Source organism: Sphingobium sp. HWE2-09 (genome assembly GCF_035989265.1).
GTDB lineage: Bacteria > Pseudomonadota > Alphaproteobacteria > Sphingomonadales > Sphingomonadaceae > Sphingobium.
The window spans coordinates 645,812-670,149 of record NZ_JAYKZX010000001.1 but is presented as its reverse complement, the minus strand read 5'-3'; the positions used below and the strand labels follow the sequence as shown (position 1 = coordinate 670,149).

Below are 24,338 nucleotides of genomic sequence, written 5' to 3'. Positions count from 1 at the left end.
TGACCGATAGTTGATGTGTCGCGACGAGACGGCCTTATGGCAGCCCTCGCGCTACCAGTTCGCGCTTGAGAATTTTGCCGGCGGGACTTTTCGGTAGTTCGTCGATGATATCGATCATGCGCGGATATTTATAGGCCGCCATCTGCTTCTTGCAAAAGTCGATTAATTCTTTTGTCGTCGCTGTTGCGCCATGCTTCAAGCTGACTATGGCTTTCACCGTTTCCCCCCGATAGGGATCCTGCACGCCAATGACGGCGGCTTCTCGGACGGCGGGATGAGCGTACAGCACATCCTCAACCTCGCGCGGCCAGACTTTGAAACCGCCTGCAATGATCATGTCCTTCTTGCGGTCGATGAGGAACAGCCAACCATCAGCATCGAGGAAGCCGACGTCGCCGGTATGAAAACCGTCCGCCCGCATGGCCTCGGCCGTTGCCTGCGGGTTGCGCCAGTAGCCCGGCGAGACGGCGGGGCCTTGAAGCACGACTTCGCCGGCCTCGCCCGGGGGCAAAACCACGCCATCGTCATCGACGATATGAACGGAGAAGGTGGAAACGGCGCGGCCGACCGACAGGGTGCCGGTCGCCGGATCGATCCTTCTCGAGCCGTCCGCCGGCTCCATGAAGACGCCCCCCGTGGTTTCAGTCAGCCCATAGCCTGTGCGGATCATGTTGCCGGTATGGCTGCGATATTGATCCGTGACGGCAGCCGAAACCGGGGCGCCGCCGCTGAAGGGCTTGACTATGCTCGCCAAAATGTCCGGCGCGCTCTCCGCCGCGTTCATCAGCGCAATATAGACGGTGATTGATCCCGATGTCGTATGCGGCTTGTGCCGCGCGATCGCTTCGATCACGATGGCGGGATCAAACCTGTAGCAGAGCAGTAGCGTGCCCCCTGCATGGATCGTACTGCCAGCACACATTATCAGCCCTGCGATGTGGAACAGCGGAGCAATGGCCAGTGTCACGACGCCATCGGGCAGATCCTGCGAGACGCGCGACAATTGGGAACCCAACGCAACGCCGCGATGCAGATTGATGACGCCTTTAGGCGTGCCGCTCGTGCCCGACGTATATACAAGCAGCGCGATATCTTCCGGATTTGGCCCTTTGCAGTCGGGATAGCGGCCGACGTTGTCCGCTATGAACGTCGTCAGATCGGTAGTCCCTGCGGGCGGGGCGGGCGGTTCGCCCCCGAAGAAGCGGGGTTCGGGAACAGATTGGTAAGCCCAGCCATTCGTCGTAAGAACCAGTGTGGGCCGGTGAACATCGTCACCCAGATTGGCATAGGAAATGCCAATCAAGTCGGCTTCTGCGACAAGAACGGTCGGTTGCGCGTCGTTGAGGATCAGACCTAGTTCGCGGCTTCGGTTCATTGGATTAATCGTCACCGCCGTGCCGCCGCATTTCCAGGTCGCCAGCAGAACCACGAAGAACTGCGGGATATTTTGCATGTAAAGCGCAAGACGGTCGCCGCGCTGGAAACCGCTGTCCAGCAGACCGGCCGCCATCGCGTTGCTGGCTACCTCCACATCGGCATAGCTGAGTGTCGCATCGAAATAATGCAGGAAAGTCCGCTCGGGATCTCTGGCGTGCGCGGCACGGAAAAGAGCCAGGCCGTCGCTATAGTCAGCCTCGAAATGTTCGGCGGCGGTCACACCTTGGAATGTGTCGGCCATCAGACGATCCGCTCCAATATGCTTGCATAATTCGCCACACCGGTGCCGCCCATATTGAAGACGCCCCCCAGCGTCGCACCCGCGACCTGCATGCCCGCCGGCGCCTCGTTACACAGTTGCATCGCTGTCAGGACATGCATGGACACACCGGTTGCGCCTATAGGATGGCCCTTGGCTTTCAGCCCGCCTGACGGGTTCACCGGAAGCTTGCCTCCCATTTCGGTCAGGCCCTCCTTGACGACACGAGACCCTTGGCCATGGGGCGCCAGGCCCATTGCTTCATATTCCAGGAGCTCTGCAATCGTGAAGCAATCATGCGTCTCGACGAAGCTCAGATCGCTCAAAGTAGTGTGCGACAGGCGGAAGGCCTGGTCCCACGCGGCAGTGCATCCTTCCAGGAAGGTGGGGTCGCGAAGGGACATCGGGAGGAAATCCTGGACATGCGACGCTGCCTTGAAGGTAACGGCGCGAACGGAGGCGCGGGCAGCATCGTCGCTCGCCAGCACCAACGCCGCCGCCCCATCCGAAACCGGAGAACAATCAGTCCGTTTCAGCGGGCCGGCCACGAGAGGGTTACGCTCGCTCTCCATGCGGCAAAATTCATAACCTAAATCCTTGCGCAGTTGCGCCCAAGGATTGTTGACGCCGTTGCGATGGTTCTTCGCTGCTATCAGGGCAAGTGCGTCGCTCTGGTCGCCATGGCGTTCGAAATATTGCGACGCGATTTGTCCAAAAAGTCCGGCAAAGCCTCCACGTACCGCCCCTTCCTCCTGAACATAGGACGCCCCGAGCAGGTTTTTGCCGACAGCCTCTCCCCGTGCATCCGTCATCTTCTCGGCACCGACGACCAAGACGTGCCGGGCCCTGCCGGCGTCGATGGCATTGAGCGCCTGATAAATGGCGGCCGACCCCGAGGCGCACGCGTTCTCAACGCGCGTGGCGGGCTTGAAGCGCAGGTCCGGTGAAGCCTGCAGCACAAGACTTGCGGCAAAGTCCTGACGAGAAAAGCCGCTGTTGAAATGACCGACGAAGATCTGGTCAACGTCCGCCGGACCGATCCCGGCATGCCGCATGGCCTCCAACGCAGCCGTGATGATCAGGGTCTCGAGCGTCTCCTGCTCATGTTTTCCAAATGCGGTATGAGCCCAACCTATGATCGACCCAGTCATGCCATCCTATTCCTATATCTAATGCCGAAATACGCCGCGCGTTGGCCCAAGCCCTATGCACTGAAAGATGATGGTCAGGTTCGCTGACTATCCGCGTCGGATGCCTGACAAGATGGGCATCGCCGCAATACCCATCATGCCGGGACGGGGCTTGTCAGACCGCATCTCGGCTTCGCGAACCCTGACGCGGCCTCATGAAATATTTTCCGTCTCGGCTGTCATACGCCCCATGGCGATCAATCGCGGGATAAGATCCCCAAGCGGCCCTGGCTTGACCGGTTTAGCGCCATCCAGATCGACGATCCGCCCATAGGCTTCGTCGAACATTTCGATGGTCACCGGTTCGGCCGGGTCGAACTGGACGCCGTGCGATTCAAAAACGCGGTGTTGGGCAAAGAAGCCGCCGCCTGCCGCGATGATCGTTGCCGTGTCGTTGCACCGGTCACTTGCAAGCCAGGCGACTGCCGGCGACACAAGGTCGGCACGCAGCCATTGCGACAACTCACCCATGGGCACAGTTTCCGTCATTCGCGTCAGTGCGCTGGGCGAGATCGCGTTCACCAGAACATTGTGTTTCCGTCCTTCCAGCGCCAGGCAATTCATCATACCCACCAGTCCCATTTTCGCCGCGCCATAGTTCGTCTGGCCAAAATTGCCGTTCGTGCCGGCAGGCGAGGTGGTGAAGATCACGCGCCCATATTTTTGCGCGACCATGAGCGGCCACGCCGCATGGGTGAGGTGATAGGCGCCTTTCAGATGAACGGCGAGAACGTCCTCGAAATTCTTCAAGGTCATCTTGGGGAAGCTGCTGTCGCGCAGAATTCCCGCGTTGTTCACAACGATGTCGATCTGGCCATATTCGTCGATCGCCGTCTGCACGATCCCCTGTGCCTGCTCTGGATCCGCCACGTTGGCGAAGCTGGCCACCGCATCGCCACCCGCGCTTCGGATCTCTTCGACAACGGCTTCCGCCGCCGATCCGCTCGCGCCTTCGCCCTGGAGGCTTGCGCCTAGATCGTTGACCACCACCTTGGCGCCCAGTCGTCCAAACAACAGCGCATATTCCCTACCCAAGCCGGCGCCTGCCCCGGTGATGATAGCTACCCGACCTTCAAGATTAACGCCCATAATCATCTCCTCATACCCAGCCGGCTTAAGCTCGGTATGCGTCACTACTTTATTGCCAAGCCTGAATAAGCCTATCGCCCTTCGATGCGCAGTCCCAATTCTGGGGGACGGCTCAGGACATGCCGACGTCCCGTCACCGGGGACTGACGCGACGCCAAGCTGTAGCCAATGTGCAAAGACTTGCAGCCACGCTGCCATTTTGCCTGCATCAGACGGAGGTTCACCTGTCATTGTCTCATCTTGATCTGTTCCGAGTCCAGGTTTCGGATTATTTGCAGGACGCATTGACGTCTGAGATGCGCCAGGCGCCGCGCACGATCATGCTGCTCGATGTGGATTTGCAACAGGCTTGGCATCGCCGGCTTGCGCAGAAGGGGTGGGCGGTGCCCAACTGGCCCGTCGAGCATGGCGGCACGGGCTGGTCGAGGGAGGAGCTGGCGGTTTTTCAGGAGGAGCTCGTCGCCGCATCCGCCCCGCCGCTTTCCCCAAATCTGCAGATGATCGGGCCGGTCCTCATGGCGTTCGGCACGCCTGAGCAGCAGGAACGGCACCTCCCTTCGTTGCGGTCCGGCGAGATTCTGTGGTGTCAGGGCTATTCGGAGCCGGGCGCCGGTTCGGACTTGGCGGCCTTACAGACCCGTGCGGTCCAGGATGGTGATGACTATATCGTCAACGGGCAGAAGATATGGACCAGTTATGCGCATGTCGCGGACTGGATGTTCTGTCTCGTGCGAACCTCGACCGAGGGGAAGCGGCAAGCGGGCATATCTTTCCTGCTGATCGACATGAAGACACCGGGCATCACCGTCCGGCCGATCTGGTCGATCGATGGTCTCCATCATTTCAATGAAGTTTTCTTCAATGATGTTCGGATACCGGTTACGAACCGAATAGGAGCCGAAAACGGCGGTTGGAATATCGCCAAATATCTCCTTGAGCATGAGCGCAACGGCGTCGCCGACACCCCTTATCTCCGGATGCGCTTGAGAAAAGTGAAGGACGTTGCGCGACAGTCGCCCGATGATCTTGGGTCCGGCTCCATCCTTCTCAATCCTGTCTTTGCGCGGCGTCTGCTAAAAGCTGAAATCGATCTGCTTGCCTTGGAGTGTCTTTCCGCGCGTGCAGCTTCGGCTGAGGATGATGCCAGTGCGCGCCTGTCCTCTGCGCTAAAACTGCGCGGAAGCGAAGTGGAGCAGGAGATCGCCGAACTGGGACGGCTGGCCTTGGCCTGCACCGGGCGGCTCGATCAGTCGGACACTCTCAAAGATTCCGCGAGCACGCCTATAGGGTCGCCCGGCGGACCAGAGGTCATGCTCAATTACCTCAACGGTCGCGCCGCTACCATCTATGGCGGCTCAAGCGAAATCCAGCGCGGAATTATCTTCAAACAATTACGCCTGCACGGCGTCTGAGCCGATCGGAACAAGAATTTGCAATTTCACCTTTCAGAGGATCAGATCGCGATCCGCGACACGATCGGCGCCTTCTTGGCGGACAATTACGACCTTCACGCGCGGCAAGCAATTATCGATGGACCGGCGCAATGGTCTCCAGAAATATGGGACCGTTTTGCGAAGGACCTCGGCTTGCTGGGTCTCACCTTTCCCGAAAGTGTGGGCGGATTGGACGGTGGTCCGGTCGATACCTTGCTTGTCATGGATCAGTTCGGCGAGGCGCTCGTCGTGGAGCCGTATCTGGAGACGTGCGTGATCGGCGCTGCGATCCTTCGCCAGTCGCGCAGCGAACTGGCAAGAGATCTTCTACAGCGGGCAGCGGCAGGCACAGCTCGATTCGCGCTGGCATGGCAAGAAGAAGGGGCGCGTTATGCGCCTCAGCGCGCCGCTACAGTGGCGACGCGCAAGGATGGCGGCTTCCTGATTGACGGACGGAAGTCCATGGTCGTCGCTGCGCCCGCTGCCACCCATTTGTTTGTGACCGCGACGGTTGCGGACGAACAGGACGGGATGGCCATCTTTGCTGTCGCATCCGACCACCCGGCACTGAGATGTCGAGAGGGTCGCACGATCGATGGGAAGGGTGTTGCGGAGGTTGTCTTTGACGCGTGCGCTGTCGATGTCGATGCACTCATTATTCAACCTTCCGGCGGAATATCGGTAATAGGTGAGGCACTCGACGCCGCGATCGCCGCGCTCTGTGCCGAAGCGGTGGGAATAATGCGGCGCCTCTTACGCGTCACGCTCGACCATCTCGAGCAGCGTCGTCAATTCGGATCAGCCCTGATAGACTTTCAGGCGCTGCAGCACCGGTTGGCTGACATGCATGTACATTACGAATTGGCGCAGGCGATGGCTTTTTTCGCTGCGGACCTTTTGTCGGAAGCCGCCGAGCGCCGAACGGCTGGCGTCTCGGCTTGTAAAGTAAGTATTGGTGAAGCGCTGCGGGCGGTCGCACAGGATGCCGTTCAGATGCATGGGGCCATGGGGATCACCGACGAATCGACGGTTGGACACTTGTTCAAGCGCGCGACCGCTTTGGAGAATGAATTTGGATCGATCGATTACCATCTCGACCGAATGCTATCGGCAGGCGTAGCAAAAATTCCAGCAGTTCTATAGCTGCGCAACGGCGCAATCATATTCCAGCGGTACGCTTCGAGCAGCATTTCGCCGTCCATCGGCAAGGATGCGGGCTTCCGCATTGAATGGCGCAGTCATAGGAACCAGTAGCCGGCAATGCCACAGGATTTTCGTTTGCCGGCAAGCTTTCGGCGGGGCCTCGGTTGACAACAAGCTAAATTGATAAGTTCGTTCACATTGGTTGAGCTTTGGTTGGCATATCACGGTCGTGCGGTCAGCGCATCTAGGCTCGGGGCAGGGGTCCTGTTTGAGCAGAGCTTCTCTCTCTCCCTCTCGTCGCATCTGATGGGGCCACTCCATGTCCCGCAGAAGGGGACATCGCTGATTGGATTTAATGTGACAGATAAGCGATAATTGTTTGAGGAGCCAAATATGGCAAAGTACGACGGTGAAAAGTTTGCAGCAAACTTCAAGGCGGCCATTCCCGACTTCCGTGCAATTGTCGGCGAGAAGTGGGTTGCGAACGATGAGGAGACTTTGTTCGCTTACCGCGCTGCCGATTCCGCAAGTGATGATGAGTCTTTTCTCCCCAGTGCGGTGATCTCTCCGGCTTCCGTTGAAGAGGTTCAGGCGGTTGTCCGGGCTGCGAATGTACACAAGACGCCGCTCTGGCCTATCTCTACTGGCAAGAACTACGCTTATGGAGGGCCCGCGCCCCGGGCGAAAGGCACGGGCGTTCTCGATTTGCGTCGTATGAACAAGATCCTTGAAATCAACGAGAAGCAGAATTACGCGCTGGTTGAGCCGGGCGTAAGCTATTTTGATCTGCATCGCGAGCTTCGGCGTCGCGATACCAAGCTCTGGGTCTGTCCTGCGGCTCCCGGCTGGGGCGGCGTCATGGGCAATGCGCTGGACCGCGGGGTGGGCTGGACGCCTTATGGCGATAATTATGCCGCCCAATGCGGCATGGAAGTGGTCCTGCCAAGTGGCGAGCTCTTGCGCACTGGAATGGGCGCATTGCCGAACAGCAAGACCTGGCAGATGTTCAAATATGGGTTCGGCCCCTATATCGACGGTATATTCACCCAGTCGAACTTCGGTGTGGTGACTAAGATGGGCATGTGGCTCATGCAAGAGCCGCCGGTGGTAAAGCCTGTGATGGTTAGCTTCGAGAACGAAGACGACCTCGCGCTGGTCGTCGATGCGCTCGCGCCGCTCCGTGTCAATGGCCTGCTGCCTGGCGCTTTAATGTTGTTCGACTATCTCAGCGATGCGGCCTGCGAGTTCTCCCGGTCGGACTTCGAGCCTAAGAAGGGCGTGCTGTCGGAGGCAGCAAAGAAATCGATGCGCGAGAAACTCGATTGCGGCTTCTGGAATCTCTACACCTGTTTCTATGGGACGCAGGAGATAGTCGACGCCTGCTACGGGATCTTTGAAGCGACGCTGAAGAAGATCAAGGGCGCCAGATTCTTCCTCGAAGGATCGCGTGACGACAAGATTTCGTGGAAGTATCGCATGAAGCTGATGCGAGGACAGCCCAACATGGGAGAGTTCTCCCAGCTCAACTGGATCGGCGGCGGCGGGCATATGGTCTTCGCCCCGGTCCTCTCGACCGACGGCTCCGAGGCGATCAAGATCTATAATATCGTCAAGGATATGTACAATCAGGCCGGCTTCGATCCCATTCTCGAATTTGCGATGGGCGGTCGGGAACTGCATCTTATCACCATGTTCTTTTTTGACCGTACCGATCCGGATGAACGCAAGCGCGCGGACGAGGTGTTCCGGAAGTCGATCTATGCGTGCGCCAAGGAGGGCTATGGCGAATATCGCACCCATCTTGGCTATATGGACGACGTCGCGAGCACATACAGCTTCAACAACAACGCGCTCCTGCATTTCAATGAAAGCATCAAGGATGCGATCGATCCCAATGGCATTCTCGCGCCCGGGAAAAGCGGCATCTGGCCGCGCAGCATGAGGGGGGCATAATCATGCGCAAGCGCAATCCTCTCGTCCTTGCCGCCGCCGGGCTACCCCTTCTCCTCCTGGCCTCCTGTCAGGGTCATGCGGAAAGCCAGCCGGCTAGCGGTTCGGGCAAACAGCAGGTCGCGTCTGAACTGGCTACTTTGCGTGAGGACGTTCTACGGCTGGACAAGCTTCCGAAGTCGCAGCGTCTTTTCGAGGAACGTTGCGCGATCTGCCACGGTACGACGGACAGCCATCCTGCAAATCGGCTGCTCACCAACCGATATGGAGCCGGCAAGGGCAACATCGTTGGTCGAAGCGATCTGACACCCGAGACTGTCAAGATGGTGGTGCGAAACGGCCAGCTGGGGATGTTCCCCTTCTCCAAAATGGATCTCAACGACGAAGATCTCAACGAGATCGCGAACTATGTCGCTGGGAGCGCTCCAAAGTGACCCTAACCCGCAGAACGCTCATCAAGGCTGCGCCGGTGATAGCGGCGCCGCTGGCCGTCGGCTTTGAATTGTCAGGCGTCCGCTCCATCCCTGATAAGGTTTTACCGCTCGTTTTATTTGAAAGCCGAAACATGATAAGTGAGCGGTTCTCAGCGGCGCTTCCTACCAGCCTCAAGCGGTTTGAAGTTCAAGATAGCGGCGCGCTTCAATATCATGAAATAGCCGATGTACTGGCGGATACATCCATATTCCTCCTCGGTCTGACTGGATCGGCCACGTTTCTGATGCTCCAGAGACTGGCCGTTGATGCGGGCCGGCGGTTCGTGCTGACAGCTAGTCATCTGCCATGCTGCGAGGGCGGAAATGTCCACATCGCTCGAGCCGGACTTGCGAGCTCAGCGACACGGGACTTATCCGATCACGACGGGTGGGTAGAAACGTTGGCAGAGTCCTACTTGGCAATGTCTTTGCTGAACAGCAGCGTGATGCGTTCAGATCAGAAAGAGCCGAGCAGCCTGCCAGGATCATTGTCGCAGTCCGCATACTCTTGGGTGCTCCGTTAATTGCACAGGCTAGATTGTTGGGGTACCGCGGTTCCATGAGGGCAAGTTTGACGGTTTTCCGCTTTCTTGTTCGGTCCGAAGGCGAGTCTCCTGAGTTCATTCGTCCGCTTAGCGGCCGTGACGGCAGCAGAGTTTAGCGGCATTACCCAGCGAAGCGATGTCATTGGTGCCGTCGCCATGTCTCGATCTTAGTCTTCCGGTTCGCCGGTGACAGGAACGTGTGCACATTCAAGTATTAGTCGCGCAAGTGACCGTTGAAAAATTGCACGAAGGCGTTGCCGCTCGCCCCCCCCCGACACGCTTAGGAGAGCCTTGCCGCGCCGGTTGAAGTCATGGACCCACCGTGCTCCTGGCCCCAGCGGTCGAGAGCCTTCAACATAAGCTCTGGTCCCTAAACTTCTCGCCCGCGTCATATCCGCAAGGGCCGCCGTTTTCGGTGGCTTTCACTGACTGGCTGTCGATTACACCCGCGCTCAGCGAAGCGCCGCGACCTGTGATCTTGGGCAGGGTCATTACCGGCACCATATCCATGGTCTGGAGCAAACCGGCGTTACGCCAAGCGTCGCAATAGCGCTGCACCGTTGCGGCGGGCGGAAAGCATTCGCGCATAAACTTTCAGGCGGGGCCGCTTGCTGCTATGTAATTCAAGGCATTCACCATCTTGCGCATCTCTGTCGTTCGACGACGACCGCCGTGCTTGAGGGGCGGCGTGAAAGGCTTCCCCAAAAACGTCTCACGGTCCGTGAATCCGCTGGAAAAGCGTAATCCTTTACGGTTCTGCTCCTGCCAGACCAGCCAATGTCATTGAACACTCCATCTCCCGCAGGAAGGCGTGAATCACAACATGGTGATACTTCTCAACAATTTTCGGGCGGGCTCCACAATCGGCTACGCCCTATCCGTCAGGAAAACGGAGCCATGCGGATCTTGCCAGGACCGTCATCATAGGGTGTCAGGATATCGACGGTCAGCTTAACATTCGCGAATTTCCATTCGCCGTCGACTAGGGCATAGTCGTCATTATATTTGCCCATCAGCCAAAAGGCCTTACTATCCTTCTTCATGACTAGGCTCTGCCACAAGTACCAGCTACCGATACCGCGGTCGTCCGACACATCGATGATAGGGTTAAGCATGTAGTGGGCGGCAAAGGCAACGGTCTGGCCAGAGCCTCGAAATAATTCTCGTATTGCTTCGCGACCCTGGTGAATGCCAAACATGCCTCCTTCCCAAACTGCATCCTCCGTAAAGAGCTCGGCAAGCGAATCTGGGGCATAATTTTGATCGCAGTAACCCGCATAGCGATATTTGAGTCGCCGGATGGCTTCGACTGCTAAGAGGTTGGCGACATCTGCCTGATTAGGGGAGTCATCAGAAGGCATGATATTCCCTTTGGTGTAGCTGGCGTATCAGAAACGACTGTGTCGTTGATAAGGGCTTGCCCCACATCGAGATGTCCCGCCTAGCCGGGACATCATGTGCATGATGACCTACGCATGGCCGCGCCTCGTTGCGCCGCCATAGATTCAGCCGTTCAGCATCAGTGTGGGGATCTAATGGGTCTGACCGTAATTCTCTTCCGCCATATGCTTTGCCGCGATATAGCCGAAGGTCATGGCTGGACCGATACTCGATCCTCCGCCCGGATATGTACCGCGCATCACCGTATTCTGGTCAGGTCCGATCGCATAAAGTCCGGGCATGACATCCCCGGATGGGCTCAGCACCTGGGCATTTGCGTTGGTCTCTAAACCGAGCACAGAGCTTATGCTTCCTGGATATAAGGCGAGGGCATAATATGGCCCACCTTCAAGAGGCGCCAGATTGGGGTTTGGCTGATGACCAGCGTCGCCCTGCGAAGCGTCAAATGCGTTCTCGCCGCGCCGAAATAACGGGTCTTTACCATCTCGCGCATGGTGATTGAATTCTTCAATCGTTACATTTAATGTCATTACATCAATGCCGATCTTATTTGCGAGATCCTGTATTGTGTCTGCTTGGAGAAGATAGCCTTGTCGGATGAGGTGCCCGATAGGATAAGGTGCAGGCAGCGCAAGTCCCATTCCGTACTTGCGCAAAAAACGTCGATTGCCGATGAGCCAGGCTTTCGTGATTTTCTGGGCATGCATGGCTTGGCCGAACACCAGATAGGGTGCAGCCTCGTTTATGAAACGCTTGCCGAATGCATCCACTATCAGCGAACCAGGCTTGCCGCGGTCGAAGCCGAAATGCGGATATTTGTCTAGCCTGCCGTCAACATGGCGTAGAACGGAAACCGGGACCCATCCCCCCATTGTCAGGATTATCCTCACCCAGCGCGCCCCCCGCAGCCTGTCCCAGACGTATCCCATCGCCTACATTAGTATCGGGCTGAACCGAAATATGGGCGTCGGGCAGCGGCATGTAGCGCTCGCGCCATTTCGGGTCTGCGCCAAAGCCGCCGCTGGCTAGCACGATTCCGCGTCGCGCCCTTATGGTACTCCGACTGCCGTCAAGGTTAACCACGATAGCTTCCAATCGGCCTTCGCTAACGATTAGTTCCTCAAGCGGGGTGGATGGCTTGAGAATGACGCCGAGATCCAGGGAGATCGAATAAGCCGGCCGATAAGCGCATTGCCATTGGCTAAATAGGAGCCACGACCAAAACGCAGCAAGTCGAAGCCATAGCGCAGGAACCGCTTGCTGGTGAAAGTGAAAGAGGCGGCGTTTTTGAATGTGGACTGGAAGCGACCGGCCTCACGCATGTCAACTTGCATCGTACCAAACTGCGCGATGCCTCGCAAAGGCAGCTTCAGGAGCTTCAGATACGGACCAAGCTTTTTGCCATCATACGGGTCCACCAGCATCGTACGTCCCACCGATGCACCCGGCAGTTCTGGATAATAGTCGGGCATGGTGAAGCCGGCCCAAACGACGGCCGAGTTTGCCTCCATGAACGCAATCATCTCGCGCCCGGCGCGCAAATATGTTGCGATCTTTTCTGAATCATAGAGATTGCCCAGTACCGCGCGCAGATAGGTATCACCGGCCTCGATCGTGTCCGCAATGCCAAGGCCCGATTGATGCTTGTTCGCAACTATCCACGGTCCGCCTAGCGACAGCGCGGTCGTTCCCCCAAAACATGGCGCCTTCTCGCACACTACAACCGATAGACCTAGCTGCGCCGCAACTACAGCAGTAGCCAAGCCGCCGGCAACCGACCCAACTATAATCACATCGACTTCCATGCCGCTCTCCCACCCTATTTTTTCGCGACAACTGAATTGCTAATTTCCGCGATTTACGATCTTGGTCGGTCAGATCGAGCGAACATAATCATTACGAAGCCGAACCCGTTTCAGATTCCAACCGCGCAATTTCGATTTGGCCATCGGATATCCGCGCTTCGAAGCGTTGCAATGGCTTGTCTGTCAGCGTGCCAGTCGGACAACCGGTACGCAAATCGAAACGGACACCATGCGCTGGGCAAAAAATAGAGTTTCCACGGATACGTCCGCCCTCTAGGGCCAGTTTCTGATGCGTGCACTCGTTCGCCACAGCGTACAAACCGTCTGCCGTGCGGCACAGAAGCACTGATTGGCCAAAGGCTTCTACTGCCTTGTTTCTCCCGGCTGGAAGCTGGGCCTCATCTAGTACAGGCACGAACTCAGTCATCGCGCCGAAACCTGCTGTAAATTAAAGACATTGCCTCTAGGCCCTTTCAATAAATCGCGCATTTCCCCGTGCCCTTTTTGGCAGGGTGCGACGAATTGTCGTTCCGACCGGTATCTGTCCGACCGATTGCGTTATCGTTGAACGCATTGTCACGCAAGACAACGCGTTCAACGACCTCAACGAAAACGCTCTGTAGAATGCAAACGTCCAGGCAATATTCTTGTCTGCGACAACAGCGTGACCCATGCTGCGGATGACGCAGCGTATTGCTGCTACGTTGCGTTCTGTCCGAGCGCTGTTTCTGGTGCATACTTATCCAGATAGGCATCGAGCGTTTTCTCAAGGTGCTTTATTCTGATCTCCTGATACTCCGCAAACTGCATTGGGACATCGAGAGCGCCCGAAATACCTTGCTGTATTGCAGTAAGGTTTCGGAAATCTTGGTCGTAGGTTACGCCCATCAAGGGCGAATAATTCTTCAGCGCCTCTGTAAAAGTGATGTCGCTTATATCTTCCATCTCGGCGGCTGGCGGCCGTATCCCGGAAGCCGGAACATCTGCCATGAAATACCATTCCCAGATGCAGGAATGGGGGTCGTTCCCGTTTGGCCGGATGCGATACACGGCGGGAAAGAGCAAAGTGCGCCACACGATCAGGTTGGGGAAGAGGGAGTATTGGGTGGTGTCGATCAGTTCTGTCTCAGGACATGATGAATAGTCGCGACCCGACTTTGCCGTGTAGAAGTCGCGCATGTACTCGGACAGAAATGCGCGCGCCGTCACGCCCTGGGGAACCGTGGGGGGAGTACCAAGCTCATTCTCGATGAAGAACTCGTTGACAACGGCCTGGTCTGATAGATTCTCGGCAATGGCGGGGGCCTGTTTGCCGGTAGGCAGGATGAAGCGGCTGACATGTGGTCCGTACACATCATATTGTCCATTTTCGTCCGCCAAGAATCCTGTGAATTGGGGATGCGTCACCAGCGTGTGATAACTTTCGAGGAATACTTCTACTCCCAGCTTCCAGTTGCAAGGAAAAATCTTCTTGACGTGGCGAGTGATGTACTTGTCGGAGTAGTCCATGTATCCCGACATGTGCCGAGGCAAAACTCCAAGAAAGCTTTCGAGCGAGGGGGCGTCGGGGTCAGGGTTGATGAAGACAAAGCCGCCCCACAGGCCCACCTGCACTTCGGACAGACGGACGGAATTGTCCTTCATGTTCGGGAAATCCCAGCGCATGGGCACATCGATGAGGTTGCCTGCCAAGTCCCAAGTGAATCCATGGAATGGGCATTTCAACTCGCTGACAACCGTATCCTGCTCACAAAGCTTCATCCCGCGGTGCATGCAGGTATTGCGGAAGGCCCGGATCTTCAGATCTTCACCGCGAACGATGATGAATGAAGAACCGGCAATCTCGTAAACCGAGATATCCCCGGCCTCAGGAATTTCCTCTTCGCGGCAAGCCATTTGCCAAACGCGCGACCACAGGCCTTTGACCTCGCGATCATGGAACTCCTTGTCGAAATACCGATGGCGCGTGAAGTCGTAGGACAGAAGATCAGGGTCATTGGAAGTGCATCTGATGTCCTCCGGCGGAACGATCTTGTCTTCGGCCAGGCAATCTTGATAGGATGGCCCTACCTGGCTGGCCTGATCATCGCGCCGTACCCAATCCCGTCCGGGACGAACCGATACACTATTCATGGTTGTCTTCCTTCTTCATTGCTCAGAGCGAATGATCCCGATATTGATCGGGTTCTGCGATATGGAGCGCTTAACAAGTTACATTTTCCAAACTGGTGCGGCAGCGCAACCCGATTTCCTCAGCCGGAAGGGCGTTAAGCTCAGCAGAAAAAATCTCTGGGCCGACATTGTTGAAACCACCGATCTGACGAAGAAGCGCAACAGTCTCGCGCACCCCGAACGCCCCTTCTCCAGGCAACATGCGGCGTGTCGTGCAGTCCTCGAACAGGCTTACCCCAGGGGCGAGTTCGGCGCTGCCGTCATTGAGTTGAACGGCGAAAATGCGGTCGCCGGGAATCGTGCTTAATAATGCTGCGGTGGAACCGCTGCGAAAATAGTGCCAGGTGTCGAACAGGATGCCGGCATTAGGCATCGACACGGCAGATACTATATCCCACGCGGCAGAGAGCGAGTTCACGCCCAGGAATGGGATAAATTCCAATGCCACCTTCAGGCCGCGCTGTTGGGATCGTTCGCAAAGAGCGCCGAAAAGATCTATCTCTTCGTTAAGCGAATAGGTGCCTTTAGGATAGCTGGCAATGGCGCCGAATGAGGTGCAACCGAGTGCTTCAGCGATATCGAAAAACTCATTCTCCGGAAATCTTATATAGTCGGTATCGACTAGCCCGGACCCTGCCGCAGGCATCCAATTCGGCGCCCACGTACTCAATGGCTCCAGATGATTGAATGTAAGACCATGGTCAGCAGCGATTGTCTTCAGTTCAGCAGTGCTCAGACCTGATGCGAGAAGATTAACATAGTCGAGCGGACTCATCGTGAGTTCGCGACACTGAGCGATCTGGGTGGCGCGACACTGTTCAACAAAAGGTAGCGCGTGAACTGTCGCGCTGTACATGACCAAATTGTCGTTCACAGTGGCCGTCCTCCGCTGTTCGACTGGTAAGCGCCGCCGATTTGAAACTGTCTGAAACAATCCCGAACTTCCTGCACGAACAACTCGGGTTGCTCAAATGCTGCAAAATGGCCGCCCTTGTGCGGGGTGTTCCAGTAGATGATGTTGCCGAATACCCGGTCAGCCCATCGCCGCGAGGAACGATAGACTTCCTTCGGAAAATTGCTGATGCCAACGGGTGTATCGATCCGCTCACTGGTGAAGGCGAATTCGATCCCTTCCTGATAAAATCGGGCAGAGGAAGCAGCGGTGTTAGGCAGCCAATACATCATAATATTGTCGAGTATTTCATCCATGCTCAGAATCTCTTCGACCTGGCCATTATGATCCGACCAGCTCTGAAGCTTTTCATAGATCCAGCTTGCTTGCCCCGCCGGTGAGTCGGCGAGTCCGTATCCGATTGTCTGCGGTCGTGTGCGTTGCAGTTCCAGATAGGCTGAGTCCTGCGTCAGGAAATATTCCTGGTCGGCAAGAATGGCTCGCTCTTCATCTGTCGCGGTGGCGATCTCTTCATCAGCGGGAATTATCAGCGGCATATTCAGGTGAACGGCCAGGCATTGCGGGGCTTTCATCGCCGCCATCGCCTTTGTCACCATCGCGCCCCAGTCGCCGCCCTGCTTGACGAAGCGGGCATAGCCGAGCCGCTCCATCAACGTCAGCCAGGCCCGAGCAGTTCGCACCGGTCCCCAACCTGTTTCCGTCGGCTTGTCCGAAAAGCCGTAACCTGGCAATGATGGCAAGACCAGATGGAAGGCATCGCGCGGGTTCCCGCCATGTGCCGCCGGGTCGGTGAGCGGCCCGATGACCTTGAGGAACTCAACGATCGATCCGGGCCAGCCATGGGTCATAAGAAGGGGCAGAGCATCCGGTTCGGGCGACCGGATGTGCAGGAAATGGATGCCCAATCCATTGATGACGGTCCGGTACTGCGGGTATCCGTTCAGCACGGCTTCGCAGCGACGCCAGTCATAGTCATTTAGCCAATAGTCGCACAGCGCCTTCACTCTTGCGAGCGGCGCCCCCTGGCTCCAGTCAGGCACGGGTTCTGTCTCCGGCCAGCGGGTTTCACGCAACCGGCGCCTGAGATCCTCAAGCTCGCTGTCAGCGATGGAAAGAACAAATGGCTCAATGTCATGCAATGTTTGTTCCTTATTTGACGATGCCCCAGCATCAAAAGCCCGCAGGCCCATCGATGCTGGGGCTAGGGGCATTTACAGGCGCAAGCCCGCTGTCACGCCATATTCGGCAGGTCGCCCAGTGTAGCGTACGATCGTATCGTAGTTACGCAGGCTGTTGGTCCAGTAATATTTGTTAGTGATGTTACGGCCCCAGAAGGTGATCTTCCATCTGTCGTCTGAAGCGCCAAACCCGGCTCTGAGATCGAGCGTCGCGTAACCGTCGATCTGCGCGTCCTTCTTGTTGCGGGCCGTTAACTGGGGCGAACCAAAGCTCTTCGTTTGCGCGGCTAAATTGCCGCCGACGAAAGCATCGATCCCACTGGCGACTTCGGTAGAATAGTCAGCAGCGAAGCTGAACTGATATTTTGGTGCAAAGGGCAGTCGAACTCCATTAAAATCCGCGAAGACGGGGAATTTGAAGAATGTGGGCTGACCAGTGGTCGGCGAAATGTTCGTGCTTCCCGTAATACCTTGGAACCGCTTGATTTTGGCATCGACATATGTCGCAGCAGCGCTGATCGAAAGCCTGGGGAGGGGGCGCGCACTCAGCTCCAGTTCTGCGCCCTTGATGACCGACTTTGGCACGTTGACGAGATTGTCTAGCTTGTCGAAGAGAGGATCAACGACAGTAGAGCGAAGTTGTTTGTTACGATAATCATAATAGAAAACAGAACCGTTGATTGTGGCGATGTTCGAGATCGTCGATTTAAACCCTGCCTCATAATCGATGACGGACTCTTGTACGACAGGGCGGAACTGCGCTTGGTTCGCGGCAGCTGCCGCCGGGAAAGCACCTGCTTTATAGCCTTTCGACACATTTACATAGAGCAGAAGGTCATCCGTTGCCTTGTAGTCAAAGCCCAGCCGCCACGACGTGTTGTTTTCCTTGAGGGTGTCACGGAACGTGCCGGTCGCGCAGGTGTCGGGATCGATCGCGTATGACGTGCCCGGAATATATTGATATACCACGCCGGGGCAGAATAGTGGCGTGTAGACGCCTCCGAAAACCGCATTCAGGAACTGTTCGGCTGTGGGATCGCCGGGAAAAGGCTCGACATAGCCGGGTGTCGGTGAGGATCGACTGGCATCGCGATGACGAGAGTTTGTGTAGCGAATACCCGCCTTAGCCGTCAGTCTATCCGACAGATCATATTCGACGTTGCCGAATGCCGCGATACGACGCACATTTTGACGGGTGTCGTAGGTCGTGTTGGAAAAGCCCTGCTGGAATCCGCCCGATGCACCTGAAAAAACCAGATCAGCCTGCTCGTACGACTTCACCTTTTCGAAATTACCGCCAACAACCCACCGGAACGGCCCAGCCCCTGAATTGGCGAGCCTTAGTTCCTCGCTGAATGCGGTGGCGTTCGCGGAGTTCCCAGTATTGTCAATGGCGAGAAGTGGGGATCCCGAAAGGTTCTGAGCCTTATCGTGCTTATATTTGGTGTAGCTGGTAAGAGATGTAATCGTCACATCGCCGAGGATGTCATAAGTCGCGTTGAGCGTTACCTGATCCGTCTTCACATCGGCATAGGGCCGAGCAGCGGGGGACCAGTCAGCGGCGCGGGCATTCCGGGGTGCGGCAGGAAAGTTCAATATTGGCAGGCTAGCCGTCACGCCTCGGCCCGTTAGCTGGCTCACGGTGCCTATCGGAACCTGCAGATCGGCCGGGGTTGTCGGGCGCGCGATTTGTGGCGCCTGCGGATCCGACTTGTCGCGCCAGCCGTTAACGTTCAGCAGGAACGACGCCCTGTCGCTGGGCCTCCAGTCCAGAAGAAGTCTCGCCGCCGTTGTGTTGGTCTTACCCAGCTTGTCGTCGCGGGTATAGCTGCGCTGCCACTCGTCGCCGCGCACTGCCTTTACGGCAAATCGCGCGAGCAGCGTGTCGGAAAGAGGACCGCTGACGAAACCCGCCAGTTCGACGGTGTTGAAGCGGCCATAGCCCAGATCGACGCCAGCCTTGAAGTCCCGCGTAGGCTTTGCCGCGATGAAATTGATGGCACCGCCCGTCGCATTGGCGCCGAACAAAGTCCCCTGCGGCCCCTTGAGCACTTCTATACGCTCGAGATCGAAGGCCGACAGCGTGGAAAATGCGGGCAGGGAAAAAGGCGCCTGATCCATGTAGATGGCGACGTCCGGGGTTGCAGCCAAAGAACTCTCGAAGAAACCCACGCCCCGCAACGTATAGACCGGGGTCGAATTAGGGCTGGGCGTCGTTGTGAGACCAGGCACGACCTTCGCCAGATCGGCTACGCCCTGGATGCGCTGGTTAGCGAGCGCTTCGGCGCCGACGGCCGTTATGCTTAGGCCGACATCCTGCAATTTCTGCTCACGCTTTTGTGCGGTCACGATGATGTCCTGCGTTCCAGAGGTTGCCGCTTGCGGACCTCCTTGTGCTGCTGGCGACGATTCCTGGGCGGCCGCCTGCGCGATGATCGATCCCCCGAGAAGTAAGGCAAATATTCCTTTTTTCAGCATTTCCCGTCTCCCTGATGTTGTTGCTTTAGCGCAACTTTTTGTAGTACGTCCGGACGATAGCACGCCGAATTCGCCTCATTTCTATTTAGACAAATTGGCATTATATTCGTTATTTTTGAAGAGATTGTCTTATTCTTCTAAAATAATTTTCATAAATGATATTGATGAAAACTACGCTATCGGTATTCCGGAAGATATACATGTTCTCGTTATTGCGATACTAGATGGTAATTATCTCTGTGTATGTCCCCTTTATTGGGACGGGGCGATCCAATCTCAGCTCCCATTTCAAGCCGATTCTGAGGTGACGTTATACCGGTTCCCAAGGTCGTCTTCATTGCGGGCGTGGGTCGCCACACGCGAACGAAGCCGCAGACCTCATCGACCGCAATATTTTAAATCACGTCATGGCATGATCGACGACGAGTTCATTAATTGACGTCATGGCTCATAGGTCTAGGTCTTGTGAAAACCGATCGCGACAAAGCCGGTCCGAATGCCGGTCTCCGCACCCATGAACATGCCCTCCAAACGCTGGTCACAGCGTCAATATTTCTCCGCCTTGGCATCTAGCTAGTCTCCTCGCTTGAGCATCACGCAAAGCTCGTGTGAGTTGATCCAGAAGCGTCTATTCAAGCGACGCGGCAAAACGGGTAGCGTGCCGCCTTCTTTCCATGACCTGACGGCTTCGGGGTCAGTCAGCTTCCGGCTTTCGGTCGAATACGAGCAGGGTCGATGTCGCCGAAGCGCATAGGCGGCCTTGTTCGTCGGTCAGTTGGGCTTGTGCAAACGCGGCGCGGCGGCCGATGGACAGCAACGTGCCTTCTGCGCGCACCCGTCCACTTGTCTCGCTGACCGGCCAGTGATAACTGATCTTGAGTTCAAGAGTGGCATAGCCCTGATCCGGGGACAAGCGCGAGTGGACGGCGCAGCCGCAGGCGCTGTCCAGCAACGTCGCAGCATAGCCGCCATGGACAGTCCCAATTGGATTATAGACCGAAGCGTCGGGATCACCTTCGAAGACGGCCCGGCCAGCATCTATCTCCACAAGTGCTATGCCCAAGGTTTGCGTCATAGGTGCCTGACCGCCGTTGGCGAGGAAGGCCCGAAGTTGATCCAGCCCGTCGAGGCGGGCGGCATTCTTCGTGAAGATGTCCATAATCGGGTTCTTTCTGTGACAATTTCCAGCAGCCGATAGCGGATTTGTCGGACCGCAAGATCATCACCCCCAATATGTGGATTATGTCTCAACCTTGCGGAATCGAACTGTCAAGAAACAAAAGTTCGCTCAAAATTGGACTACGAATATCTCTGATACTGGATTATTCGCATCATGATGCCAGATTCTGTCTAATTTAGTTTGCCGTAAGTAGCATGGTGGTCATCCGCTTTTTGGCTAAAGGAGGAAGTTTGGCAGTCATGGCTTTTGCGGCATTGGAGGATTTACCCCGTCCTACTTTCACGAGTGCGACCATTCCCATGCCAAAATGAGGTTTGCACTCGATCCCGTATAGTCCGTCTTTCGTTAATCTTAGCGTGAAGATCTTGTTCATCGCGCCCGCACTAGGCGGCACGCCATCAGGTAATATGCCCGGAATAGTCTCGGCATTATGTCCTGGATCAGTCGGGACAAATGTGATCACGTCGCCAACAGTAGCTTGAACAAAAGCCGGCTCAAATATCATGAATCCCGCTGCACCCTTGTTCTTCATCTCGACTGTGATAGTCTTTCCGGTCGCCGGGGCTATCATCGCAACGGAAATCATACCGGTCATCAAGAACTTCAAGAACATGGCACATCCTTATTTAATGGGAAGTAAGTTACTAAGCGACGCCACAATGACCTCAGATACGAATACGCCGACTGAACTATAAATCAATCTGTCAACATGACTTACATAGCTGTCAACGAACCTGCCTAACCCACGGCACAAACCCGCAATTGATTGCGCATGTCAGGCCATTCCGGCGCGTCAGCCGCGCAGCGGGTGCAAGGAGTAATCATGTTATTTCGCCAGGATTTCGAGGATGGCGGCGGTATCGCCGTAAACAGGATGGAATAGCTTTATTTTTCCGTCGACCACGTGAAAGGCCTCTGCCAGGGGGATGGAAACAGATCTCCCCGAATGACGCGCCGTAACCGAAAAATCACCATAGGCGATAACCCATTCGCCGGAAGTGGTATAGATGTGTGGAATGAACGACAGCTCGCTGAAGAAGTCCATGACATGCATTAAAGCGCGTCGTATCGCATCGATGCCGAAATATTCTCCACCATAGGGTAATGACTTAGCTTCGATCATTTTTCCATCGTCGGCTATAAATGTGAGAAATCCTTCGAGGTTGTGATTATCCAGCAGTTCTACATAAGCAGCTTTTAAGATTTCTTCCGGACCCTGAGACATCTCAAATCTCCTTTTAGAAAGCTAGGTACTTCCTTCGCAGAACGACGAAGGTGGCGATACTGTCGCTATTTGATCCGCACTTTGGGATGCGGCGTCGGGGCGGAGCTTACCTTGTCCCAACTTACTCTGCTAAGAACGGCGGCTCTGTTAACATCATTCAAACTGGTCCAGTTACCAGTCCGGATAACCGCTTCAAGCGACCATGCATGCGCATGGTCGCCTGGCGTATCATTTGTACTTGTAACCCAAGGTGACGCCGAACGTTCTCGGTGCCGCCGGCGACCCGAAATCGGATAACCCTGCTTGTGAGGTAAGCTGAGCGTAATAATATGTGTTCGCCAAATTCTTTCCCCAGACAGTCATGCTCAGTTGGTCGGAATTATCCGTCCACCGGAGCGACCCATTCAGCAAAGCATATTTCTTAAACCTCAAACGATTGTCGATTTCAGAGAAAAAGCCGCTATTGTAGTAAACATTGATATTTGTGTCGAAGTTTCCGATCGTTGTCGGAAGGGTGTGACTGACACCGATATTTCCTGTGAATTTCGGAGCCTGAGGAAGTTGGTTTCCTTTAGCATTATACGGTATCGCAGGATTAACTGCACCGGTCACAGGATCGCAGACGCCCGACAGCAGGTCATTGGTCCCGGTCGCGGTTAGACGGCAAACATTCGGCGCGTTCGGGAAATCGCCGATCTTGCTGCGGATGATGCCTAGGCCGCCTTGGATTGACAGGTTTGGCGATGCGCGTACCTCAAGCTCGATTTCGCCGCCGTAGCTTTTGGCAGATGGTCCGTTGAACACGAGCGCACTGCCGGAAATGACCCGCTGGAATTGGATATTTGCGAACTTATAGTAAAAAGCGCTCAAGTTTACTTTCACACTGCGATCGAAAAATTCGGTCTTAACGCCGGCTTCATAGGCATCGAGCTTTTCGGGCAGATAGGGGTCATTCGACGAAGGTGGCGCCGTCACATTGAAGTTTCCGGATTTTACCCCGCGGTTGTAAGACAGATAGCCCAAAGTATCCGGCCCGAACTTATGATCCAGGGACAAACGCCAAGTGGGCTTTGAATATTTCAGGGTCTGCCGACGCGGCTCACCTGAAACCGGATCGAGGACGGCGTCGGTATCCACGATTTTCAGGACGCTCACCGACCGGACCCGATCCCAGGTGTTACGCAAGCCGACCGTGAGATTTGTTTCCTCCCCAATTGGATAGGTTCCCTGCGCAAAAACGGCCACCGAACGCGTATGAGTTGTTTCGTCGAACGACACGCCAGGCAGCGGCGCGAAGGCTAGGCCTCTCACGTCCCCTGGTACATGGCCCGCCTTATAATCAAAAAAGAAGGCGCCAAGAAACCATTGAAAACGAGAGGATGAAGGGGCAAGGAGGTGGACCTCCTGCGAATACATTTCACCTGCCTGATTGAACTTGCCCGACAGCAGCGGAACGGGCGACAGATCGAGATTGGATTGCCAGTATCCAGTCGTTTTGCGATAGGCGGAAAGGGACATCAGCTTTGCAACATCGAAGTCATGATCGATGCGAAGCGACGCCCCCCTGCGACGTGCCAACGCTTTGTCGGTTACGTCACCATTGGTGTTGAATTTGCCAGGAAACCCTTGTCCAAGGATATTGCGCGCGCCAGGTATCACCTGCACGTTCATCCCCCCGTTTTCTGAACGGGAATAATCTCCTGCCAGCTTGATATCCGTCCTGTCGGTCGGCGACCAGAGAAGCTTCGCCCGGAAATCATAGTCAGTCGAGCCAAGCGTGCGCTCGCCCGTGAAGATGTTCCGGCCGAAACCCTTGCCCTGATTCTGATAGAGTACGGCAAGATTAGCCGTAAGGTTCGACGTGATTGCGCCGGAGATATAACCGGTCGCCTTGACCGTCTCATAATTGGCATAACCGACTGTGAAGGCGGCATCCGTTTTTGGGCCGGGATCCTTTGTCAGGACATGGATGACGCCGCCCGTGGCGTTTCGGCCGAACAGCGTACCCTGCGGGCCTTTAAGCACTTCGACATGATCGACGCTTGAGAAATCGAAAAAGTTGCCGAAAGGCGAGGGCATGTACACGCCATCGACGTAAATGGCGACCGATCCCTCGGTATTCGGATCGCCGTTGGACGTGCCGACACCGCGCAGGAAGGGGTTCGGACCATTTGTCTGGCGCGTGAGGTTGAGCGAGGGTACGCTGGTTTGCAAAGATGCGGTGCCCGAAACACCCTTCGCCTCCGCCAACTCGCCGGAAATAGCGCTGATTGCGACCGGAACATCCTGCAGGCGCTGGTCACGGCGGTTGGCGGTGACGATGATGTCATTTACCGCAGTGTTGCCGGCCGCTGAAGTGTCGGTTTGAGCGTTCGACTGCGAATCAGGAGGTGTCGTCTGCGCGTCCGCCTGTAGAGGCCAGGCGAGGATTGCGGTGGCCATCGCCGTGCTGGTCCAGCACAGTTTC

At 56.1% G+C, this 24,338-nt stretch carries 21 protein-coding genes and 1 pseudogene; 5 read left to right on the top strand and 17 right to left on the bottom strand.

Going from position 1 to position 24,338, the window contains the following annotated elements; all coding sequences use genetic code 11:
* Positions 1-34: 34 nt before the first annotated feature.
* The 3 genes from U5A89_RS03060 to U5A89_RS03050 form a co-directional block, all read right to left on the bottom strand.
* Entirely contained in the window at positions 35-1,678 is a 1,644-nt protein-coding gene (locus U5A89_RS03060; RefSeq protein ID WP_338159707.1) for a class I adenylate-forming enzyme family protein, read from the bottom strand.
* On the bottom strand, positions 1,678-2,847 hold the full coding sequence (locus U5A89_RS03055) for an acetyl-CoA acetyltransferase (protein WP_338159706.1): 1,170 nt from the start codon (positions 2,845-2,847) through the stop codon (positions 1,678-1,680). The genes U5A89_RS03060 and U5A89_RS03055 overlap by 1 nt, the downstream gene beginning before the upstream one ends.
* A gap of 192 nt (positions 2,848-3,039) precedes the next feature.
* On the bottom strand, positions 3,040-3,975 hold the full coding sequence (locus tag U5A89_RS03050; protein ID WP_338159705.1) for an SDR family NAD(P)-dependent oxidoreductase: 936 nt from the start codon (positions 3,973-3,975) through the stop codon (positions 3,040-3,042).
* A 119-nt stretch (positions 3,976-4,094) separates the two neighbouring features.
* On the opposite strand from U5A89_RS03050, the gene U5A89_RS03045 reads away from it, so the two are divergent.
* The 5 genes from U5A89_RS03045 (at position 4,095) to U5A89_RS03025 (ending at position 9,498) form a co-directional block, all read left to right on the top strand.
* The gene (locus U5A89_RS03045) at positions 4,095-5,387 is read left to right on the top strand and encodes an acyl-CoA dehydrogenase family protein (protein WP_338159704.1); all 1,293 of its coding nucleotides are present in this window, start codon (positions 4,095-4,097) and stop codon (positions 5,385-5,387) included.
* 18 nt (positions 5,388-5,405) lie between these two features.
* Positions 5,406-6,551 carry an acyl-CoA dehydrogenase family protein gene (locus U5A89_RS03040; protein WP_338159703.1) on the top strand — a complete coding sequence of 382 codons (1,146 nt, stop codon included), beginning with the start codon at positions 5,406-5,408 and terminating at the stop codon, positions 6,549-6,551.
* Positions 6,552-6,944: 393 nt separating this feature from the next.
* On the top strand, positions 6,945-8,504 hold the full coding sequence (locus tag U5A89_RS03035; protein ID WP_338159702.1) for an FAD-binding oxidoreductase: 1,560 nt from the start codon (positions 6,945-6,947) through the stop codon (positions 8,502-8,504).
* Positions 8,505-8,506: 2 nt separating this feature from the next.
* Positions 8,507-8,935, top strand: a complete 429-nt coding sequence (locus U5A89_RS03030; RefSeq protein ID WP_338159701.1) for a c-type cytochrome — start codon at positions 8,507-8,509, stop codon at positions 8,933-8,935.
* Positions 8,932-9,498 (top strand): hypothetical protein, encoded by a 567-nt coding sequence (locus U5A89_RS03025; protein WP_338159700.1) that lies wholly within the window; start codon positions 8,932-8,934, stop codon positions 9,496-9,498. The genes U5A89_RS03030 and U5A89_RS03025 overlap by 4 nt, the downstream gene beginning before the upstream one ends.
* A gap of 390 nt (positions 9,499-9,888) precedes the next feature.
* On the opposite strand, the pseudogene U5A89_RS03020 reads toward U5A89_RS03025, so the two are convergent.
* From U5A89_RS03020 to U5A89_RS02960, 14 genes and pseudogenes are all read right to left on the bottom strand, one after another.
* Positions 9,889-10,293 (bottom strand): annotated as a pseudogene (locus tag U5A89_RS03020) (transposase); the annotation flags it as partial.
* Between the two features lie 107 nt (positions 10,294-10,400).
* A complete protein-coding gene (locus U5A89_RS03015; protein WP_338159699.1) occupies positions 10,401-10,880 on the bottom strand; it encodes a nuclear transport factor 2 family protein in 480 nt (159 codons plus the stop codon).
* Positions 10,881-11,051: 171 nt separating this feature from the next.
* The gene (locus U5A89_RS03010; RefSeq protein ID WP_338159698.1) at positions 11,052-11,792 is read right to left on the bottom strand and encodes an FAD-binding protein; all 741 of its coding nucleotides are present in this window, start codon (positions 11,790-11,792) and stop codon (positions 11,052-11,054) included.
* Entirely contained in the window at positions 11,752-12,033 is a 282-nt protein-coding gene (locus tag U5A89_RS21310) for an FAD-binding protein (RefSeq protein ID WP_445190624.1), read from the bottom strand. The genes U5A89_RS03010 and U5A89_RS21310 overlap by 41 nt, the downstream gene beginning before the upstream one ends.
* A complete protein-coding gene (locus U5A89_RS03005) occupies positions 12,033-12,725 on the bottom strand; it encodes an FAD-binding protein (RefSeq protein WP_338159697.1) in 693 nt (230 codons plus the stop codon). Before U5A89_RS03005 ends, U5A89_RS21310 begins: the two co-directional genes overlap by 1 nt.
* Before the next feature lie 91 nt (positions 12,726-12,816).
* Positions 12,817-13,152 (bottom strand): Rieske (2Fe-2S) protein, encoded by a 336-nt coding sequence (locus tag U5A89_RS03000; RefSeq protein WP_338159696.1) that lies wholly within the window; start codon positions 13,150-13,152, stop codon positions 12,817-12,819.
* Between the two features lie 272 nt (positions 13,153-13,424).
* Positions 13,425-14,858, bottom strand: a complete 1,434-nt coding sequence (locus U5A89_RS02995; protein WP_338159695.1) for an aromatic ring-hydroxylating oxygenase subunit alpha — start codon at positions 14,856-14,858, stop codon at positions 13,425-13,427.
* Between the two features lie 70 nt (positions 14,859-14,928).
* Entirely contained in the window at positions 14,929-15,771 is an 843-nt protein-coding gene (locus U5A89_RS02990; protein WP_338159694.1) for a sugar phosphate isomerase/epimerase family protein, read from the bottom strand.
* Positions 15,768-17,000, bottom strand: coding sequence for an epoxide hydrolase family protein (locus tag U5A89_RS02985; RefSeq protein ID WP_338159693.1), 1,233 nt, complete (start codon positions 16,998-17,000; stop codon positions 15,768-15,770). The genes U5A89_RS02990 and U5A89_RS02985 overlap by 4 nt, the downstream gene beginning before the upstream one ends.
* A 21-nt stretch (positions 17,001-17,021) precedes the next feature.
* Positions 17,022-19,466 (bottom strand): TonB-dependent receptor, encoded by a 2,445-nt coding sequence (locus tag U5A89_RS02980; RefSeq protein WP_338159692.1) that lies wholly within the window; start codon positions 19,464-19,466, stop codon positions 17,022-17,024.
* Positions 19,467-20,160: 694 nt separating this feature from the next.
* Positions 20,161-20,625, bottom strand: a complete 465-nt coding sequence (locus U5A89_RS02975; protein ID WP_338159691.1) for a PaaI family thioesterase — start codon at positions 20,623-20,625, stop codon at positions 20,161-20,163.
* Positions 20,626-20,821: 196 nt separating this feature from the next.
* Positions 20,822-21,259 carry a pseudoazurin gene (locus tag U5A89_RS02970; protein ID WP_338159690.1) on the bottom strand — a complete coding sequence of 146 codons (438 nt, stop codon included), beginning with the start codon at positions 21,257-21,259 and terminating at the stop codon, positions 20,822-20,824.
* A 213-nt stretch (positions 21,260-21,472) separates the two neighbouring features.
* Entirely contained in the window at positions 21,473-21,871 is a 399-nt protein-coding gene (locus U5A89_RS02965; RefSeq protein WP_338159689.1) for a nuclear transport factor 2 family protein, read from the bottom strand.
* Positions 21,872-22,099: 228 nt separating this feature from the next.
* Positions 22,100-24,313 (bottom strand): TonB-dependent receptor, encoded by a 2,214-nt coding sequence (locus tag U5A89_RS02960; protein WP_338159688.1) that lies wholly within the window; start codon positions 24,311-24,313, stop codon positions 22,100-22,102.
* Positions 24,314-24,338 lie beyond the last annotated feature (25 nt).

Coding starts and splice junctions, on each gene's coding strand:
- U5A89_RS02965 (WP_338159689.1), bottom strand. CDS start 21,871: ATGTCTCAGGGTCCGGAAGAAATCTTAAAAGCTGCTTATGTAGAACTG.
- U5A89_RS03015 (WP_338159699.1), bottom strand. CDS start 10,880: ATGCCTTCTGATGACTCCCCTAATCAGGCAGATGTCGCCAACCTCTTA.
- U5A89_RS03060 (WP_338159707.1), bottom strand. CDS start 1,678: ATGGCCGACACATTCCAAGGTGTGACCGCCGCCGAACATTTCGAGGCT.
- U5A89_RS03005 (WP_338159697.1), bottom strand. CDS start 12,725: ATGGAAGTCGATGTGATTATAGTTGGGTCGGTTGCCGGCGGCTTGGCT.
- U5A89_RS03030 (WP_338159701.1), top strand. CDS start 8,507: ATGCGCAAGCGCAATCCTCTCGTCCTTGCCGCCGCCGGGCTACCCCTT.
- U5A89_RS02975 (WP_338159691.1), bottom strand. CDS start 20,625: ATGGACATCTTCACGAAGAATGCCGCCCGCCTCGACGGGCTGGATCAA.
- U5A89_RS02980 (WP_338159692.1), bottom strand. CDS start 19,466: ATGCTGAAAAAAGGAATATTTGCCTTACTTCTCGGGGGATCGATCATC.
- U5A89_RS02970 (WP_338159690.1), bottom strand. CDS start 21,259: ATGTTCTTGAAGTTCTTGATGACCGGTATGATTTCCGTTGCGATGATA.
- U5A89_RS03050 (WP_338159705.1), bottom strand. CDS start 3,975: ATGGGCGTTAATCTTGAAGGTCGGGTAGCTATCATCACCGGGGCAGGC.
- U5A89_RS03045 (WP_338159704.1), top strand. CDS start 4,095: ATGCCGACGTCCCGTCACCGGGGACTGACGCGACGCCAAGCTGTAGCC.
- U5A89_RS03055 (WP_338159706.1), bottom strand. CDS start 2,847: ATGACTGGGTCGATCATAGGTTGGGCTCATACCGCATTTGGAAAACAT.
- U5A89_RS03035 (WP_338159702.1), top strand. CDS start 6,945: ATGGCAAAGTACGACGGTGAAAAGTTTGCAGCAAACTTCAAGGCGGCC.
- U5A89_RS02985 (WP_338159693.1), bottom strand. CDS start 17,000: ATGGGCCTGCGGGCTTTTGATGCTGGGGCATCGTCAAATAAGGAACAA.
- U5A89_RS02995 (WP_338159695.1), bottom strand. CDS start 14,858: ATGAATAGTGTATCGGTTCGTCCCGGACGGGATTGGGTACGGCGCGAT.
- U5A89_RS03010 (WP_338159698.1), bottom strand. CDS start 11,792: ATGGGGGGATGGGTCCCGGTTTCCGTTCTACGCCATGTTGACGGCAGG.
- U5A89_RS03000 (WP_338159696.1), bottom strand. CDS start 13,152: ATGACTGAGTTCGTGCCTGTACTAGATGAGGCCCAGCTTCCAGCCGGG.
- U5A89_RS02960 (WP_338159688.1), bottom strand. CDS start 24,313: ATGGCCACCGCAATCCTCGCCTGGCCTCTACAGGCGGACGCGCAGACG.